The 14,944-nt window shown below is 70.5% G+C and carries 12 protein-coding genes; 2 read left to right on the plus strand and 10 right to left on the minus strand.

Annotation, left to right across the window (positions count from 1 at the left end; all coding sequences use genetic code 11):
• Position 1: 1 nt before the first annotated feature.
• The 8 genes from ACODT0_RS03725 to badH all read right to left on the minus strand — a co-directional run bounded on the left by ACODT0_RS03725 (position 2) and on the right by badH (position 9,474).
• Entirely contained in the window at positions 2 to 1,642 is a 1,641-nt protein-coding gene (locus tag ACODT0_RS03725; RefSeq protein WP_489040611.1) for a long-chain-fatty-acid--CoA ligase, read from the minus strand.
• A gap of 249 nt (positions 1,643 to 1,891) precedes the next feature.
• Positions 1,892 to 3,070 (minus strand): acetyl-CoA C-acetyltransferase, encoded by a 1,179-nt coding sequence (locus ACODT0_RS03730; RefSeq protein ID WP_093343290.1) that lies wholly within the window; start codon positions 3,068 to 3,070, stop codon positions 1,892 to 1,894.
• Between the two features lie 89 nt (positions 3,071 to 3,159).
• Positions 3,160 to 3,939, minus strand: coding sequence for an enoyl-CoA hydratase-related protein (locus tag ACODT0_RS03735; protein ID WP_489040612.1), 780 nt, complete (start codon positions 3,937 to 3,939; stop codon positions 3,160 to 3,162).
• A 16-nt stretch (positions 3,940 to 3,955) separates the two neighbouring features.
• On the minus strand, positions 3,956 to 4,948 hold the full coding sequence (locus tag ACODT0_RS03740) for a Bug family tripartite tricarboxylate transporter substrate binding protein (RefSeq protein ID WP_413764063.1): 993 nt from the start codon (positions 4,946 to 4,948) through the stop codon (positions 3,956 to 3,958).
• Between the two features lie 55 nt (positions 4,949 to 5,003).
• A complete protein-coding gene (gene aliA, locus ACODT0_RS03745) occupies positions 5,004 to 6,668 on the minus strand; it encodes a cyclohexanecarboxylate-CoA ligase (protein ID WP_489040613.1) in 1,665 nt (554 codons plus the stop codon).
• 47 nt (positions 6,669 to 6,715) lie between these two features.
• Entirely contained in the window at positions 6,716 to 7,867 is a 1,152-nt protein-coding gene (gene aliB / locus ACODT0_RS03750) for a cyclohexanecarboxyl-CoA dehydrogenase (protein WP_296735821.1), read from the minus strand.
• Positions 7,868 to 7,889: 22 nt separating this feature from the next.
• The gene (gene badI / locus ACODT0_RS03755) at positions 7,890 to 8,672 is read right to left on the minus strand and encodes a 2-ketocyclohexanecarboxyl-CoA hydrolase (RefSeq protein ID WP_057589662.1); all 783 of its coding nucleotides are present in this window, start codon (positions 8,670 to 8,672) and stop codon (positions 7,890 to 7,892) included.
• A gap of 34 nt (positions 8,673 to 8,706) precedes the next feature.
• On the minus strand, positions 8,707 to 9,474 hold the full coding sequence (gene badH / locus ACODT0_RS03760) for a 2-hydroxycyclohexanecarboxyl-CoA dehydrogenase (RefSeq protein WP_489040614.1): 768 nt from the start codon (positions 9,472 to 9,474) through the stop codon (positions 8,707 to 8,709).
• Positions 9,475 to 9,608: 134 nt separating this feature from the next.
• Between badH and ACODT0_RS03765 the strand changes: the two genes are divergently transcribed.
• Complete coding sequence (locus ACODT0_RS03765; RefSeq protein ID WP_261210370.1) at positions 9,609 to 10,118, plus strand: MarR family winged helix-turn-helix transcriptional regulator; 510 nt, start codon at positions 9,609 to 9,611, stop codon at positions 10,116 to 10,118.
• A gap of 21 nt (positions 10,119 to 10,139) precedes the next feature.
• Here ACODT0_RS03765 and ACODT0_RS03770 read toward each other — a convergent pair whose 3' ends face one another.
• On the minus strand, positions 10,140 to 11,171 hold the full coding sequence (locus ACODT0_RS03770) for a DMT family transporter (protein ID WP_296735814.1): 1,032 nt from the start codon (positions 11,169 to 11,171) through the stop codon (positions 10,140 to 10,142).
• An 80-nt stretch (positions 11,172 to 11,251) separates the two neighbouring features.
• Entirely contained in the window at positions 11,252 to 12,034 is a 783-nt protein-coding gene (locus ACODT0_RS03775; protein ID WP_057589659.1) for an SDR family NAD(P)-dependent oxidoreductase, read from the minus strand.
• Between the two features lie 135 nt (positions 12,035 to 12,169).
• On the opposite strand from ACODT0_RS03775, the gene ACODT0_RS03780 reads away from it, so the two are divergent.
• On the plus strand, positions 12,170 to 14,890 hold the full coding sequence (locus ACODT0_RS03780; protein WP_489040615.1) for a winged helix-turn-helix domain-containing protein: 2,721 nt from the start codon (positions 12,170 to 12,172) through the stop codon (positions 14,888 to 14,890).
• Positions 14,891 to 14,944 lie beyond the last annotated feature (54 nt).

The following is a 14,944-nucleotide window of genomic DNA, read 5'->3' on the forward strand; positions in this document are numbered from 1 at the left end:
ATCAAACCGACTTGGCCGCGACATATCCCTTGAACATTTCCCGCAGGCGGGTCTTGAGCAACTTTCCGGTGGCCGTATGCGGCAGGCTGTCGACGAAGACCACATCCTCGGGCAGCCACCACTTGACAACGCGCTGCGCGAGGAAATCGCGCAGCTGCGAAGCGGTCACTTCGCTGCCGGGCCGCTTCACCACGATGAGCAGCGGCCGCTCGGTCCACTTCGGATGCGGGATGCCGATGACCGCGGCCTCGGCCACCGCCGGATGGGCGCTGGCCGCGTTCTCGAGGTCGATCGACGAGATCCATTCGCCGCCCGACTTGATCACGTCCTTCGCGCGGTCGACCAGCTGCACATAGCCGTCGGCATCGATGGTGGCCACGTCGCCGGTCGGGAAGAAGCCCTCGGCATCGAGCACGCTGCCGCCCTCGCCGCGGAAGTAGCCGCTCGCGATCCACGGCCCGCGCACATGCAGGTGGCCGAAGGCCTTGCCGTCGTGCGGCAGGCGCCGGCCGTCCTCGCCGACGATCTTGAGCGCCACGCCCCAGACGCCGCGGCCCTGCTTCATCTTGATGCCGATCTTCTCGTCCTCGCTCAAGGCCGCATGCTTGGGCAGCAGGTTGCCGATCACGCCGATCGGGCTGGTCTCCGTCATGCCCCAGCCCTGCACGAAGTCGGCGCCGAAGTCGCGCTCGAAGCGCTCGATCATGCTGCGCGGCGTGGCGGCGCCGCCGAGGCCGATGCGCTTGAGGCCCAGCGCGCGCGGATCGAGTTCGGGATGGGCATCGAAGTACTGGAACAGCATCAGCCACACCGTGGGCACGGCCTGCGAGATGCTGACCTTCTCGTCGCGCATCAGCTCGTAGAGGTTCTGCGCGTCGAGATGCGGGCCGGGCATCACCAGCTTGACGCCGGCCATCGCCGCCGCGTACGGCATGCCCCAGGCATTGGCATGGAACATCGGCACCGCGAGCAGCAGGGTCATGCCCGAGTTCACGCCGAAGGTGTCGGGCGTGCACTCCATCAGCGAGTGCAGCACGGTCGAGCGGTGCGAATAGAGCACGCCCTTGGGATTGCCCGTGGTGCCCGAGGTGTAGCACAGCGACGAGGCCGTGCGCTCGTCGAACACGGGCCAGTCGTAGTCCTCGCCCTGCGCATCGATCAGCTCGTCGAAGCACAGCAGGTTCGGCACGTCGATGGCCGGCATGTGGGCGCGGTCGGTCATCGCGATGAAGGCGCGCACCGAGCGCAGGCCCGGCGCGAGCTTCTCGACCAGCGGCGCGAAGCTGGTGTCGAAGAACAGCACCTTGTCTTCGGCATGGTTCACGATGTAGTCGATCTGCTCGGGAAAGAGCCGCGGGTTGACGGTGTGCAGCACCGCGCCCGCGCCCGACACGCCGAAGTACAGCGCCAGGTGCCGGTGCGTGTTCCAGGCCAGCGTGCCCACGCGGTCGCCGGGGGCGATGCCGAGCTGCGCCATCGCGTGGGCCACCTGCTTCGCGCGCCGGTGCACCGCGTCGTAGTCGGTGCGCACGATCGGTCCTTCGACGCTGCGCACCACGATCTCGGTGTGCGGGTGGAAGGTGGCGGCATGCTCGATCAGCGACGAGATCAAGAGCGGGCGGTCCTGCATCAATCCGAACATGGGTGTCTCCTTTTTCTGCCGGGATTCGGGGAGGCGGACATCCGGACGCAGAGGACGCGAAGGTTTCGCGAAGGACGCGAAAAAACAGCCGAAATGATGGGGCCGTGCTTCGGCGGCCATTGCACCCCGAACAAGGCCCGCAAGGCCATGAGCGGTTGCCCAACGGCAGCCCACCTTTTGGGGTTTCCTTTGGCGTCCTTCGCGAAACCTTCGCGTCCTCTGCGTCCGGTATCCGCTTTCTCTCGCGCCTCAGAGCCGCTCGACGATCGTCACGTTCGCCATGCCGCCACCCTCGCACATGGTCTGCAGCCCGTAGCGCTTGCCGCGCTGGCCCAGCGCATGCACGAGCGTGGTCATGAGCTTGGTGCCCGAGGCGCCCAGCGGATGGCCGAGCGCGATGGCGCCGCCGTGGACGTTGAGCCGCTCGGGATCGGCGCCCGTCACCTGCAGCCAGGCCAGCGGCACCGGCGCGAAGGCCTCGTTGACCTCGAACAGGTCGATGTCGGAGATCTTCATGCCGGCCTTCCGCAGCGCGCGCTGCGTGGCCGGGATCGGTGCCTCGAGCATGATCACCGGGTCGTGGCCCATCACGCTCATGTGGTGGATGCGCGCGAGCGGCTTCAGGCCGAAGGTCTTGAGGCCGCGCTCGTTGACCACCATCACGCCGCTGGCACCGTCGCAGATCTGGCTCGCGGTCGCGGCCGTCACGCGCCCGCCCTCGGCGATCAGCTTGACCGCGCCGATGCTCTCGAGCGTCGCGTCGCCGCGGATGCCCTCGTCGGCCAGGTGCATCTCGCCGGGCTCGCTGCCATCGGCCAGCCGCACCGCCACCGGCACGATCTCGCGCTCGAAGTGGCCGGCGCGCGTGGCCGCGGCCGCGAGCTGGTGGCTGCGCAGCGCATAGGCATCGAGCTCGGCGCGCGCGATGCCGTAGTTGGCGGCGATCATCTCGGCGCCCGTGAACTGGCTGAACTCGACGCCGGGATAGCGCTTCTGCATGCCGGGGCTGACATAGAAGCCCAGGCCGTTCTTCAGCGGCAAGGTGGTCGGCAGGCCCATGGGCACGCGCGTCATGCTCTCGACGCCGGCCGCGATCGCGACGTCCATGCTGCCCGACATCACGGCCTGGGCCGCGAAATGCAGCGCCTGCTGCGACGAGCCGCACTGGCGGTCGACCGAGGTGGCCGGCACCGACTCGGGCAGGCGCGAGGCCAGCACCGCGTTGCGCGCGATGTTCGAGGACTGCTCGCCGGCCTGGCCGACGCAGCCCATGATGACGTCCTCGATGGCGGCGGGATCGACGTCGGTGCGCGCGACCAGCGCGTCGAGCACCTGCGCGGCGAGGTCGGCGGGATGCCAGCCGGCCAGGCGGCCGTTGCGGCGGCCTCCAGCGGTGCGGGCGGCGGCGACGATATAGGCTTCGGGCATGGGTTCTCCTGGGGCTGGGTGTGACTCGGGGAATTGTTGGCCCCCAGGATACGGCGGGCGTCGTCGGATCGGACGATTTTGGGCGCGGCTCAGCGGTGGCGGAACACCGGTTCGCGCCGGGCGAGAAAGGCCCGCATGCCCTCGCGCGCATCCTCGGTCGCGAAGCGCGCATGCAGCTGCCGGCGCTCGAACAGGATGCCCTCGGACAGCGAGGACTCCCAGGCACGGTTGACCGACTCCTTGATCGCGACCAGCGCCGGCAGCGAGAAGCCGGCGATGCGCGTGGCCAGCGAAAGCGCCTCGTCCAGCAGCGAGGCGGAAGGCACGACGCGCGACACCAGCCCGTACCTGTCGGCCTCGTGCGCATCGAGCACGCGCGCGCCCAGGCACATCCCCATCGCCTTGGCCTTGCCGATGGCGCGCGGCAGCCGCTGCGTGCCGCCCGCGCCCGGCAGCATCGCCAGCCTGACCTCGGGCAGCGCGAAGCGCGCCGACTCGGCCGCCAGCACGATGTCGCAGGCCAGCGCGAGCTCGCAGCCGCCCCCATAGGCGAAGCCGGCCACCGCGGCGATCACGGGCTTGCGCACCCGGCGGATGGTCTCCCAGTTGCGCGTGATGAACTCCCGCGCGACCACCTCGGCATGGTCCCATTCGGCCATGGCCGCGATGTCGGCGCCGGCCGCGAAGGCGCGCTCGTCGCCCGTCAGCACGATGGCCCCGATGCCGGGGTCGTCGTCGAAGGCCAGCAGCGCGGCGCCGAGCGCGTCCATCAGCGCGTCGTTCAACGCGTTCATCTGCCGCGGGCGGTTCAGCGTCACGACGCCGACGCGGCCCTCGGTGCGCACGAGGATCGGTGCTTCCAGCTGCATGCGGTCCGGCTCCCGTTCAGTCGACCACGATCTTCTGCCGGGCGATCAGCGCGGACAGCACCGCGCCCTCCTCGGCCAGCAGCTTGCGGAACTCGGGCGTGTCCATCGCCACCGGCTCCGCGCCCAGGTCGGCATAGCGCGACTTCAGCGCGGGCTGCGCGAGCGCCTTGCCGATCTCGCGGCTCATGCGCGCCAGCACCTCGGGCGGCGTGCCGTTGGGCGCCCACATGCCGAACCAGATGTCGAGGTCGGCGCCCGGGAAGCCCTGCTCGCCGATGGTCGGCACCTCGGGGAAGAAGGGCGAGCGCTTGGCGCTCACGATGCCCAGCAGCTTGGCCTTGCCGGTGCGGATGTGCGGGAAGGCGATGCCCGGGTCGCAGACGAAGTCGGCCTGGCCCGAGAGCACGTCCTGCAGCGCGGGCGCGGCGCCGCGGTACGGCACGTGGGTGGCCGAGACCGCGGTGGCCTGCTTGAACAGCTCGCAGGCCAGGTGCGGCGGCGTGCCGGTGCCGGCCGAGGCGTACGAGAAGGTGCCGGGCTTGGCGCGCGCCAGCGCGACCAGTTCGCGCGCATCCTTCGCGTTCATCTGCGGCTTGGCCACCAGGTACATCTGGGTGCGGCCCACGGTCGCCACCGGCGACAGGTCGCGCGAGGGCAGCAGGGTCGACTTGAACAGCGACGGGTTCGCGGTCTCGACCGAGGTCGGCGCGATCAGGAAGGTGTGGCCGTCGGGCGCCGCGCGCACCACCTCGGCGGCCGAGATGTTGCCGCTGGCGCCGGGCTTGTTGTCGATCAGCACGGTCTGGCCCAGCGACTCGGTCAGCGACTGCGCGAGGATGCGCGCCATCACGTCGGTGCTGCCGCCGGGCGCGAAGCCCACGACCACGCGGATCGGCTTGGTGGGCCAGGCCGTGGGCGACTGCGCGAAGGCGGCGCCCGCGAGCGCGAGGCAGCCGAGCGCGATGAAGGCCCGGCGCAGGCGCGCCGGGGCCGGGAACGAAATGGCCATGTCTTGTCTCCGTTGTGTTTTGGGGGGTGCTGTCGTTCTCGGGTCCGCGCCGGGCTCAGCCCGCCGTGCCCGCCTCGTTCGCCTCTTCCGCGCGCAACAGCTCGCGCAACTTGAATTTCTGGATCTTTCCCGAGGGCGTCGAGGGCATGGTCTCGCGCAGCACCAGCCGCTCGGGGATGTACTGCAGGGCCACCTTCTGCGCCTTGAGGAAGTCCGAGATCGACGGCAGGTCGACCTGGCAGCCGGGCCGCGGCACCACCACCGCGCAGGCGCGTTCGCCCAGGCGCTCGTCGGGATAGGCCACGATCGCGGCCATCGCGATGCCGGGATGGCGGTAGAGCAGCGACTCGATCTCGACCACCGGGATGTTCTCGCCGCCGCGGATGATCACGTCCTTGGTGCGGCCCGCGATGCGCACATAGCCGCGCTCGTCGATGCGCGCGAGGTCGCCGGTGTCGAACCAGTCGTCGGCATCGGTGCCGTTGAGCTGCGGGCGCTTCAGGTAGCCGCCGAAGTTGGAGCAAGCGCGCAGCAGCAGCCGGCCCACCTCGCCCGCGGGCAGGCGCCGGCCGTCGACGTCGACCACCTGGATCTCCACACCGGGCAGCGGGCAACCATCGGTCTGGATCGAGCGCTCGTCGTCGTCGTCCAGCCGCGTCAGCGTGACCGCGCCGTTCTCGCTCATGCCCCAGGCCGAGACGATCTTGGCGCCGAGCGCGCGCCGCGCCTGCTCGACCAGCGCGCCCGGGATCGGCGCGCCCGCGCAGAGAAAGACCTTGAGCGACGGCACCTCGGTGCCGCTCTCGGCCACCGTCTTCGCGAGGTCCGAGAGAAAGGGCGTGGAGGCCATGGTGAAGCTCGCGCGCTCGGCGTTGATCGCGGCGATGGCCTGCCTCGGGTCCCAGACGTCCTGCAGCACGGCCGAGGCGCCGAGCATGATCGGCATCATCAGCCCATACATGAAGCCGGTCTGGTGCGCCATCGGCGAGGCCATCAGCACCACGTCGTCCGCGCCCAGGCCCAGGCGCTGCGCGTAAGGCACGATGTTGGCCATGGTGGTGTTGGCCGAGTGCATCACGCCCTTGGGCTCGCCGGTGGTGCCCGAGGTGTAGATCAGCTGCGTGATGTCGTCGGGCCCGGGCCGGCTGTGCGAGAGGATCGCGGCGGCATCGGGCGCGTCTTCCCAGGCCGGTCCCGAGAGCAGGGCATCGAAGCTGTTCGGCCCCGCGCCGCCCACGATCACCACCTGCCGCAGCGCGGGCAGCTCGGGCTGCAGGCCCGTGACCATGGCCTCGAAGTCGAAGCCGCGGAAGCGCGCCGGCGCGATCATCACCTTGGCCGCGCCGTGCTTCAGCATGAACGAGAGCTCGCGCTCGCGGAAGATGTGCATCAGCGGATTGATCACCGCGCCGATGCGCGAGCAGGCCAGGTAGGTCAGCGTGAACTGCCACCAGTTGGGCAGCTGGCAGGCCACCACGTCGTCGCGCCCCACGCCCAGGCGCGACAGGCCCACCGCGATGCGGTCCGCCATGCGGCCGAGCTCGCGGTAGCTGAAGCGCTGGATGACACCGTCCTCGATGCGCATGGCGCTCAGCGCCAACTTGTCGGGCGTGGCCGCGATGCAGGCATCGAGCGCGTCGTTGATGGTGCGGTCGTGCCACAGGCCCTCGGCGATCATGCGCGCGCGGCGCGGCGGCAGCAGTACGGCGTCGAATTCCATGATGTCGTGTCTCCTCGTTGTCGTGCGAAACCGGGGCAAGACCAGGCTCAGGCCGGCACGGCCGAGCGCCCGGCGCGCGTGCGCGCCACGATGGTCTTCATGATCTGGGCCGTGCCGTCGCCGATCTGGAAGCCCAGCACGTCGCGCAGCCGCTGCTCCATCGGCCCGCGGTCGTAACCGCCATGGCCGAACATCAGCAGGCACTGGTGGATCGCGTCGTAGGCCAGCTTCGGCGCCCACCACTTGCACATGGCGGCCTCGGCCGTGTGCGGCGCGCCACGGTCCTTGAGCCACAGCGTCTGCAGGCACAGCAGGCGCGCGGCCTCGACCTGGGTGTCGAAGTCGGCGAGCGGATGCGACACGCCCTGGAAGGCCGACAGCGGCTTGCCGAAGGCCTCGCGCTGCGCCACGTAGTCCCAGGTCTCCTCGAGCGCCACGCGCGCCACCGCCAGCACCTGCAGGCCGATCAGCGCGCGCGAGAAGTCGAAGCCCTGCATCACCTGCACGAAGCCCTTGTTCTCCTCGCCCAGGCGATGGTCGAGCGGCACGCGCACGTTCTCGAAGAACAGCGAGCCGCGGCCGATGGCGCGCTGGCCGTGGCAGTCGAAGCGGTTGCGCGTGAGGCCGGGCGCATCGGCGGGCACCAGCAGCGCGGTCACGCCGTGCGCGCCCGATTCCACCGGGCCGGTGCGGCCGAACACCACCACCGCGTCGGCCTGGTCGGCCGCCGAGATCGAGGTCTTCTCGCCGTTGATCACGTAGTGGTCGCCCGCGCGCTCCACGCGCAGCCGCAGGTTGGCCGCGTCCGAACCGCCGCGCGGCTCGGTCAGCGCGATCGCGAGCAGCGCCTCGCCGCGCGTGAGCTTCTGGAGCCACGGTCCCGCCACCTCGGGGCGGCCGTGCTCGGCGAGGATCTGGCCGTTGAGCGAGGCCAGCAGGTTGATGTAGCTCAGGCTCAGGTCGGCGCGCGCGATCTCCTCGTGGATCACGCCGGCCGCGAGGCAGCCCATGCCCTGGCCGCCGTGCTCCTCGGCGAGCTCGGGCGCGATGAAGCCCATCTCGCCCATCTCGCGCATCAGCGCGCGGTCGAGCACGCGCGTGGCGTCGCGCTCGAGGAAGCCCGGCGCCACGCGGCCGGTGGCGAAGCGGCGCGCATGCTCGGCCAGCGCGGCGAGGTCGTCGTCGATGTAGGGGTTCATCGCGGTGTTCTTCGCTGCGCGGCTATTTCGCGTACTTGCGGAACTCGGGCTTGCGCCGTTCCTGCAGCGCCTTCACGCCCTCGCGCGATTCCTCGGTGTCGTAGTAGAGCTTGAGCGCGTACATGCCCATGCCCGCGATGCCGGCCTGGTGCGCGGTGTCGGCATTGAAGCTGCGCTTGGCGATCGCGATCGCCGTGGGGCTGCGCTCGCAGATCTCCTCGGCCCACTTCTGCACCTCGGCGTCGAGCTGCTCGTGCGGCACCACCGCGTTGGCCAGGCCCATGGCCACGGCCTCGGCGCCGCTGTAGCGGCGGTTCAGATACCAGATCTCGCGCGCCTTCTTCTCGCCGACCACGCGCGCCAGGAAGGCGGTGCCGTAGCCCGGGTCGACCGAGCCCATCTTCGGGCCGACCTGGCCGAAGACGGCCTTCTCGGAGGCGATGGTGAGGTCGCAGATGGTGCACAGCACGTTGCCGCCGCCGATGGCGAAGCCCTGCACGCGCGCGATCACCGGCTTGGGGACGTTGCGGATCGCGTCGTGCAGCTCCTCCATCGGCAGGCCGATGGTGCCGCGGCCGTCGTAGTTGCCGTCGTGTGCCGACTGGTCGCCGCCGGTGCAGAAGGCCTTCTCGCCGGCACCGGCCAGCACGATGGCGCCGACCTCGCGGTCGTAGCCCGCGCGGTTGAGCGCGCGGATGATCTCGTCGCAGGTCTGGCCGCGGAAGGCATTCATCTTCTCGGGCCGGTTGATGGTGATCCACGCCACGCGGTTGCGCACGTCGTAGAGGATGTCTTCGAACTGCATGTGTTGCTCCTTGGGAATCCGTAGGGGGCCGGGGTCAGCCGTTCATCGTCAGGCCGCCCGAGACGCTGAGCACCTGGCCGGTGACGAAGGCCGCGTCGTCGCTCGCGAAGAACAGGATCGCGCCCGGCAGGTCGTCGGGCTGGCCGATGCGGCCCAGCGGGATGGAGCGCGTGAAGGCGTCCATCAGCTTCTCGGGATTGCCCGCGCCTTCCTTGTAGTCGGCGAACAGCGCGGTGTCGGTCGGGCCCGGGCACACCACGTTCGCGGTGATGCCGTGGCGCGCATGCTCGCGCGCGATGGTCTTGGTGAACGCGACCAGGCCGCCCTTGCAGGCCGCGTACACGGCCTCGCCCGAGGAGCCCACGCGCGCCGCGTCCGAGGCGATGTTGACGATGCGCCCCGCCTTGCGCGCGGCCATGCCCGGCAGCACGGCATGGTGCATGTGCAGCGCGCCCGTGAGGTTGATGGCGATCAGCTTCTCCCACTGCGCAGGTTCGGTCTTGGCGAAGGGCCGGAACACGTCCCAGCCCGCGTTGTTGACCAGCACGTCGATCGCGCCGAAGCGCTCGAGCACCGCGGCCACTGCCGCATCGACGCTGGCGCGCTCGGTGATGTCGCAGCGCAGCGCGAGCGCGCGGCCGCCCTCGGCCTCGATGCGCGCGGCGACCGCTTCGGCGGCGCCGGGGTTCAGGTCGAGCACCGCCACCCTCGCGCCTTCGCGCGCGAAACGACGGCAGGTCGCGCCGCCGATGCCGCCACCGCCGCCGGTGACGACCACTGTCTTGTCTTCGAATCGTTGCATCAGGTTCTCCTTGGGTCCGCGGGCTTGCTATCGTTGGCCGGTCGCGCCGGCTTCGAATCGGCATTTAGGTAAAGATGTTGACGTATTATGCGTTGGCATAGCTTCGCCGTGCAACCCAGTTCACGAAGATATCTATGGTTTCCCCTAATGAAAATGACGCTTCCGCCCGCATGGCGCTGGCCAACAGGGTTTTCTTTCGTCTCTACCAATGTGCCAATATGTTGCATAAAACGGGCACCCGCGCGGTCGAGAACGAGGGCCTGACCACGCAGCAATGGGCGGTGCTCGGCGCGTTGTCGCGCGACGAGGCGAAGGGGGGAATGAGCGTGGGCGACCTGGCGCGCTACCTGAAGGTGAGCCGGCAGAACCTCTCGGGCCTGCTGAGCCGCATGGAGCGCGACGGCCATGTGAAGACCGCGCCCGACGGGCGCGACCGGCGCTCACGCCTGGTGACGATGAGCGAGTCGGGACAGCATGTGTGGGTGGTCGAGGCGCAGCCGAAGATCTACGCCTACTACGAGCAGGTGCTCGAGGGCTTCTCGGTCAACGACGTGACCCACACCCTGCACTACCTGCTGAAGATCCTCGACAACATGCAGAAGGTGGATGACCGGCAGGGCGGGGCCGAGGAGCCGGCGGAGTAAGACTGCGCCAGCGCCGCACGCCTATCCGGGGATCGACGGCACCGCGTTGGACGAATACCTCGGGCTCGGCTGGCGCGAGGAGACATACAACCCCAGCACGACCAGCACGCCGCCGGCAACGGCCCAGCCGGTCGGCACCTCGCGCAGCAGGACGAAGGCGAAGGCACCCGCAAACAGCGGCTCGGCGAGCTCGAGCGTCTGCACCTGCCCCGGCGCGATGCATTGGATGGCACGCGTGGTGCAGACGAAACCCAGGACGGTCGGAAACACGGCCAGCAGCACGAGCGCGCCGACGGCCGACGCACGCCACTCCACGCGCGCGAGCGCATCGAACTGCACCATCGCCGCCAGGTAGAGCGACCCGAACAGCAGCAGTCGGGCGGTGAGCGCGAATCCGCCGGGCAGGCCGAACTTCTTCACCAACACGGAGAACACGCCATAGCCGGTGCCGGCGAGCGCCGCGAGCAGCAGGCCACGAGGGCTCTGGGCGACACTCACGCCGGCGACCATCCCCACGCCCAGCAGCGCGATGCCCAGTCCGATCCATTGGAAGCGACCGGGCCTGTCGCCCAGCAGCGGCCAGCCCAGCACGATCGCTGACAAGGCCGCAAAGGCCATCAAGGTCACGACCACGTTCGCCGTGGCCTCGTGCGCGTAGGCGGCGGTCTCGAAGTAGAACAGCACGAAGATCCCGAAGAACGCGCAGGCCGCTGCCTGCCACCACTTGCCGCGCCACCCGGAACGCAAGCCTGCCAGCCCGATCGCGCCCACCACGACGAATCCGATGAGGGTCTTGAGCGCCGCGATGGCATCGGCCTGCAATCCCGTCGCCACCACGAACTTGGTCAGGACGCCGATCGTTGCATTGAGCGCCGCGGCGGCGAGCGCGTAGAGCACGCCCTTGTGGAACTCACGCATGGAAGGCTCCGGACGGCGCAATCCGATGCGCTGTCGCCACGCGGTCGCGTGGCATTCGAGGATGAAGACGAAGGGGCAACTGAAGTTCTCGCGGATGTCGGCGCGCCGCGGCGCCGGTGGCTGGCGCGCGAGCATAGGACAACCGGGAGCGACGCCCCGAGGCACCGAGGAATATTCGGGGGTTGGCGCGAAAAAGTCGGCGCCGACGCCTCCGCCTACCGCGGCGCCATGCGAATCGCCCCGTCGAGCCGCACGCTCTCGCCGTTGAAGTAGCCGTTGGTGATCATCAGCTCCGCCAGCGCCGCGTACTCGGCCGGGTTGCCCAGCCGCTTCGGGAACGGCACCGAGGCCGCCAGCGCGGCCTTCACGTTGTCGGGCGCGCCCTGCAACAGCGGCGTGTCGAAGATGCCCGGCAGGATGGTGTTGACGCGGATGCCCTCGCTCATGAGGTCGCGCGCGATCGGCAGGGTCATGCCGACGATGCCGGCCTTCGAGGCGGTGTAGGCGGCCTGCCCCATCTGGCCGTCCTGCGCGGCCACCGAGGCGGTGTTGACGATGGCGCCGCGCTCGCCGTCCTCGAGCATGTCGAGCGTGAGCATGCCGGCGGCCGACTTGGCGATGCAGCGGAAGGTGCCCACCAGGTTGATCTGGATGATGCGGTCGAAGTTGGCGAGCGGAAAGTGCTTGATCTCGCCCGTGGCCTTATCGCGGCTCGCGGTCTTCACCGCATTGCCGGTGCCCGCGCAGTTGACCAGCACGCGCTCCTGGCCGTGCGCGGCGCGCGCGCGCTCGAAAGCCGCGTCGACCTGCGTCTCGGAGGTGACATCGACCTGGCAGAACACGCCGCCGATCTCGGCCGCGAGCGCCTCGCCCTGCGCCGCGTTGAGGTCGAACAGCGCGACCTTCACGCCATGGCCGGCCAGGCGCCGCGCGGTGGCCGCGCCGAGGCCGGAGGCGCCGCCGGTGACGACGGCGGCAATGCGGGAATCGAGTTGCATCTTCGGAGGTCCTTGCTGGATGGTTTGGCGCCGGCCAGTTTAGGAAGCAGAATCGACGCGGGCATCGTCGGAACCGACGGTATCCGCTTTCCCCCGCGGCGACCGCACGGCCCGCGCCCCACTCCGCCGTTCGCGATGTCGTCCGCTCCTTCCGCCCGCATCCTCGAGACCAAGCTCAGCCCGCCGGCCTTCGCCGCCACGCAGGTGCTGCGCGACGCGATCTGCGAACGCATCGCGGCCAGCGCGGTCAAGCTGGTGCTGGTGCGCGCGCCCGCGGGCTTCGGCAAGACCACCACCATGGCGCAGAGCCGCGAGCGCATCGAGGCGCGCGGCATCGCCACCGCCTGGATCACGCTGGACCGCGCCGACAACGACGTCTCGCGCTTCCTGGCCGGCCTCGGCGAGGCCGTGCTGCGCCTCGGCGTGGAGGAGCCGCGCGCGCGCACGCCCTTCGACGCGGTGGCCGCGCTGGCCGCGCACGACGCGCCCTTCGTGCTGTTCCTCGACGACTTCGAGGGGGTGCAGGAGCCCGCGGTGATCGGGCTGGTGCGCGAGATCGTCGAGCACCTGCCGCGCGGCGGCAAGCTGGTGATCGGCTCGCGCGGCCTGCCCGACCTCGGCGTGGGCCGGCTGCGCGCACGCGGCCAGCTCGAGGAGATCGACACCGACCGGCTGCGCTTCAACCTCGAGGAGACCGGGGCCTTCTTCGGCCTGCGGCCGCACGCCGGCGATACCGCCGCGCAGGCCCTGCCGCACGAACTGCTCGCGCAGCTGCACCGCAAGACCGAGGGCTGGATCGCGGCGATCTGGCTGGCCTCGATGGCGCTCGAGCGCCATGGCAGCGCGACCGGCTTCGTCGAACGCTTCTCGGGCTCCGACCGCGCGGTGGCCGACTACCTGGCCGAGGACGTGCTCGCGCACCAGCCCGCCGAGGTGCGCGAGTTCCTGCTGCGCACCAGCATCCTGCGCCAGCTCGATGCCTCGGTGTGCCAGGCGCTCAACCCGCGCGCCGACAGCGCGGCCATCCTCGAGCGGCTGGCCGCGGCCAACCTGTTCCTGACGCCGGTGAACGGCGGCGCGGACGGCGACGGCGCCTGGCGCTACCACAGCCTGTTCGCCGACTTCCTGCGCGCCCAGCTGGCGCGCGAGATGCCCGGCGAGATCGCGCGGCTGCATCTCGCGGCCTCGGGCTGGTACGAATCGCAGCAGCGGCCGGTGCCCGCGATCGACCATGCGATCGAGGGCGGCGACCATCCGCATGCGCTGACCCTGCTCGACAGCTATGCCGGCCGCTTCCTCGAGCAGGGCCGCATGCGCATGCTCGCGCGCTGGTTCTCGGCCATCCCCGAACACCAGCTGCGCGAGCATCCCGCGCTGCAGCCGATCGCGCTGTGGGCCACCTGCTTCACGCACGGCCCCTGGCAGGCGATGCAGCAGCTCGAGAGCTCGGGCTGCCTCGACAGCCCCACGCCCGCGGTGCGCGCGAGCGCGCAGACGCTGATCCCGCTGCTGCTCGCGATGCAGGACCGGCACGACGAGGCCTACGAGGCCGGCCGCCTGAGCCTGGCGCGGCTGCCCACCGGCCTGCCCTTCGCCGACAGCGTGCTGCTCAACGCGATGGCGCACATCCTCGCGGTGCGCGGCGACCAGCACGAGGCGCAGCGCCTGCTCGACGCCGCGCGGCGCCAGCAGGGCAGCAGCACCTTCAACCGCATGTACACCGAGTCGCTGGCCGGCCTGTTCGACCTGCAGGAAGGCCGGCTGCGCCAGGCCACCGCGCGCTTTCGCATGGCGGTCGATGCGACCCATGCGGTGTCGTACAACCACAGCCACGGCAACGCCTGGGCCGGTGTGCTCTATGCGGGTTCGGTCTACGAGTCGAACCAGCTGCTGCAGGCCGAGCACCTGCTCAACGTCTACCTGCCGCTGGCGCGCGACGTGGGCCTGCCCGACCACATGATCCTGAGCCACGCGATGCGCTCGCGCATCGCCTTCCATGCGGGCGACATCGATGCTGCGTTCCAGGCCCTGACCGAGCTCGAGTACCTGGGCCACCAGCGCCAGCTGCCGCGCGTGGTGGCCGGCGCCAAGCTCGAGCGCTCGCGCATGCTGCTGCTGCAGGGCAACGGCCCCGCCGCGCGCGACGAACTCGCGCGCGCCGACGACCCGGCCCTGTGGGCGCGCGAGAAGCTCCAGCGCCTGCCCGCGCACGAGCTCGACTACCTGACCCTGGCGCGCGCACGCTGGGAGATCGCCTTCGGCGACGCGCGCGCGGCCCTCGACAGCATCGACGCCGAGCTGCATGCCGCCCTCGCCGTCGCGCGGCTGCGGCGCGTGCTCAAGCTGCGGCTGCTGCGTGCATTGGCACTGCAGCGCGCGGGCAGCCTGGCCGAGGCCATCGCCGAAGCCGCCGAGGTGCTCAAGACCGCGAGCCACGAGGGCTACATGCGGCTGATCCTCGACGAGGGCCCGGCCGCCGCGCTGCTGGTGCAGCGCTTCGCGCACGCGCTGCACGACAGCGCCACCGCGCGCGGCAGCAGCGACCCGATCCTCGGCGAGTACGTGCAGCGGCTGCTGCAGGCGGCCGGGCCGATGGCCCTGCCCGATGGCGGCGAGCCGGAGAACGCCGACGCCGCGGGCACCGACGGCCTCGCGGCCAGCGAGCCGCTGACGCGCAAGGAGATCCGCGTGCTGCAGCTGCTGGCCGAGGGCTATTCGAACGGCGCGATGGCCGAGAAGCTGTTCGTGTCGGACAGCACGGTGCGCACGCACCTGCGCAACATCAACATGAAGCTCGATGCGAAGAGCAGGACGCAGGCGGTGGCGATTGCGCGGCGGCTGGGAGTGATCCGGTAGGGAGCGCCCGAGGCGGTCCGCCAACGAGATTCCTGTATCTCGAGGAGAAACCCG

It is taken from the genome of Variovorax sp. FG153 (genome assembly GCF_057809595.1).

Coding starts and splice junctions, on each gene's coding strand:
- ACODT0_RS03725 (WP_489040611.1), bottom strand. CDS start 1,642: ATGTTCGGATTGATGCAGGACCGCCCGCTCTTGATCTCGTCGCTGATC.
- ACODT0_RS03730 (WP_093343290.1), bottom strand. CDS start 3,070: ATGCCCGAAGCCTATATCGTCGCCGCCGCCCGCACCGCTGGAGGCCGC.
- ACODT0_RS03735 (WP_489040612.1), bottom strand. CDS start 3,939: ATGCAGCTGGAAGCACCGATCCTCGTGCGCACCGAGGGCCGCGTCGGC.
- ACODT0_RS03740 (WP_413764063.1), bottom strand. CDS start 4,948: ATGGCCATTTCGTTCCCGGCCCCGGCGCGCCTGCGCCGGGCCTTCATC.
- aliA (WP_489040613.1), bottom strand. CDS start 6,668: ATGGAATTCGACGCCGTACTGCTGCCGCCGCGCCGCGCGCGCATGATC.
- aliB (WP_296735821.1), bottom strand. CDS start 7,867: ATGAACCCCTACATCGACGACGACCTCGCCGCGCTGGCCGAGCATGCG.
- badI (WP_057589662.1), bottom strand. CDS start 8,672: ATGCAGTTCGAAGACATCCTCTACGACGTGCGCAACCGCGTGGCGTGG.
- badH (WP_489040614.1), bottom strand. CDS start 9,474: ATGCAACGATTCGAAGACAAGACAGTGGTCGTCACCGGCGGCGGTGGC.
- ACODT0_RS03765 (WP_261210370.1), top strand. CDS start 9,609: ATGGTTTCCCCTAATGAAAATGACGCTTCCGCCCGCATGGCGCTGGCC.
- ACODT0_RS03770 (WP_296735814.1), bottom strand. CDS start 11,171: ATGCTCGCGCGCCAGCCACCGGCGCCGCGGCGCGCCGACATCCGCGAG.
- ACODT0_RS03775 (WP_057589659.1), bottom strand. CDS start 12,034: ATGCAACTCGATTCCCGCATTGCCGCCGTCGTCACCGGCGGCGCCTCC.
- ACODT0_RS03780 (WP_489040615.1), top strand. CDS start 12,170: ATGTCGTCCGCTCCTTCCGCCCGCATCCTCGAGACCAAGCTCAGCCCG.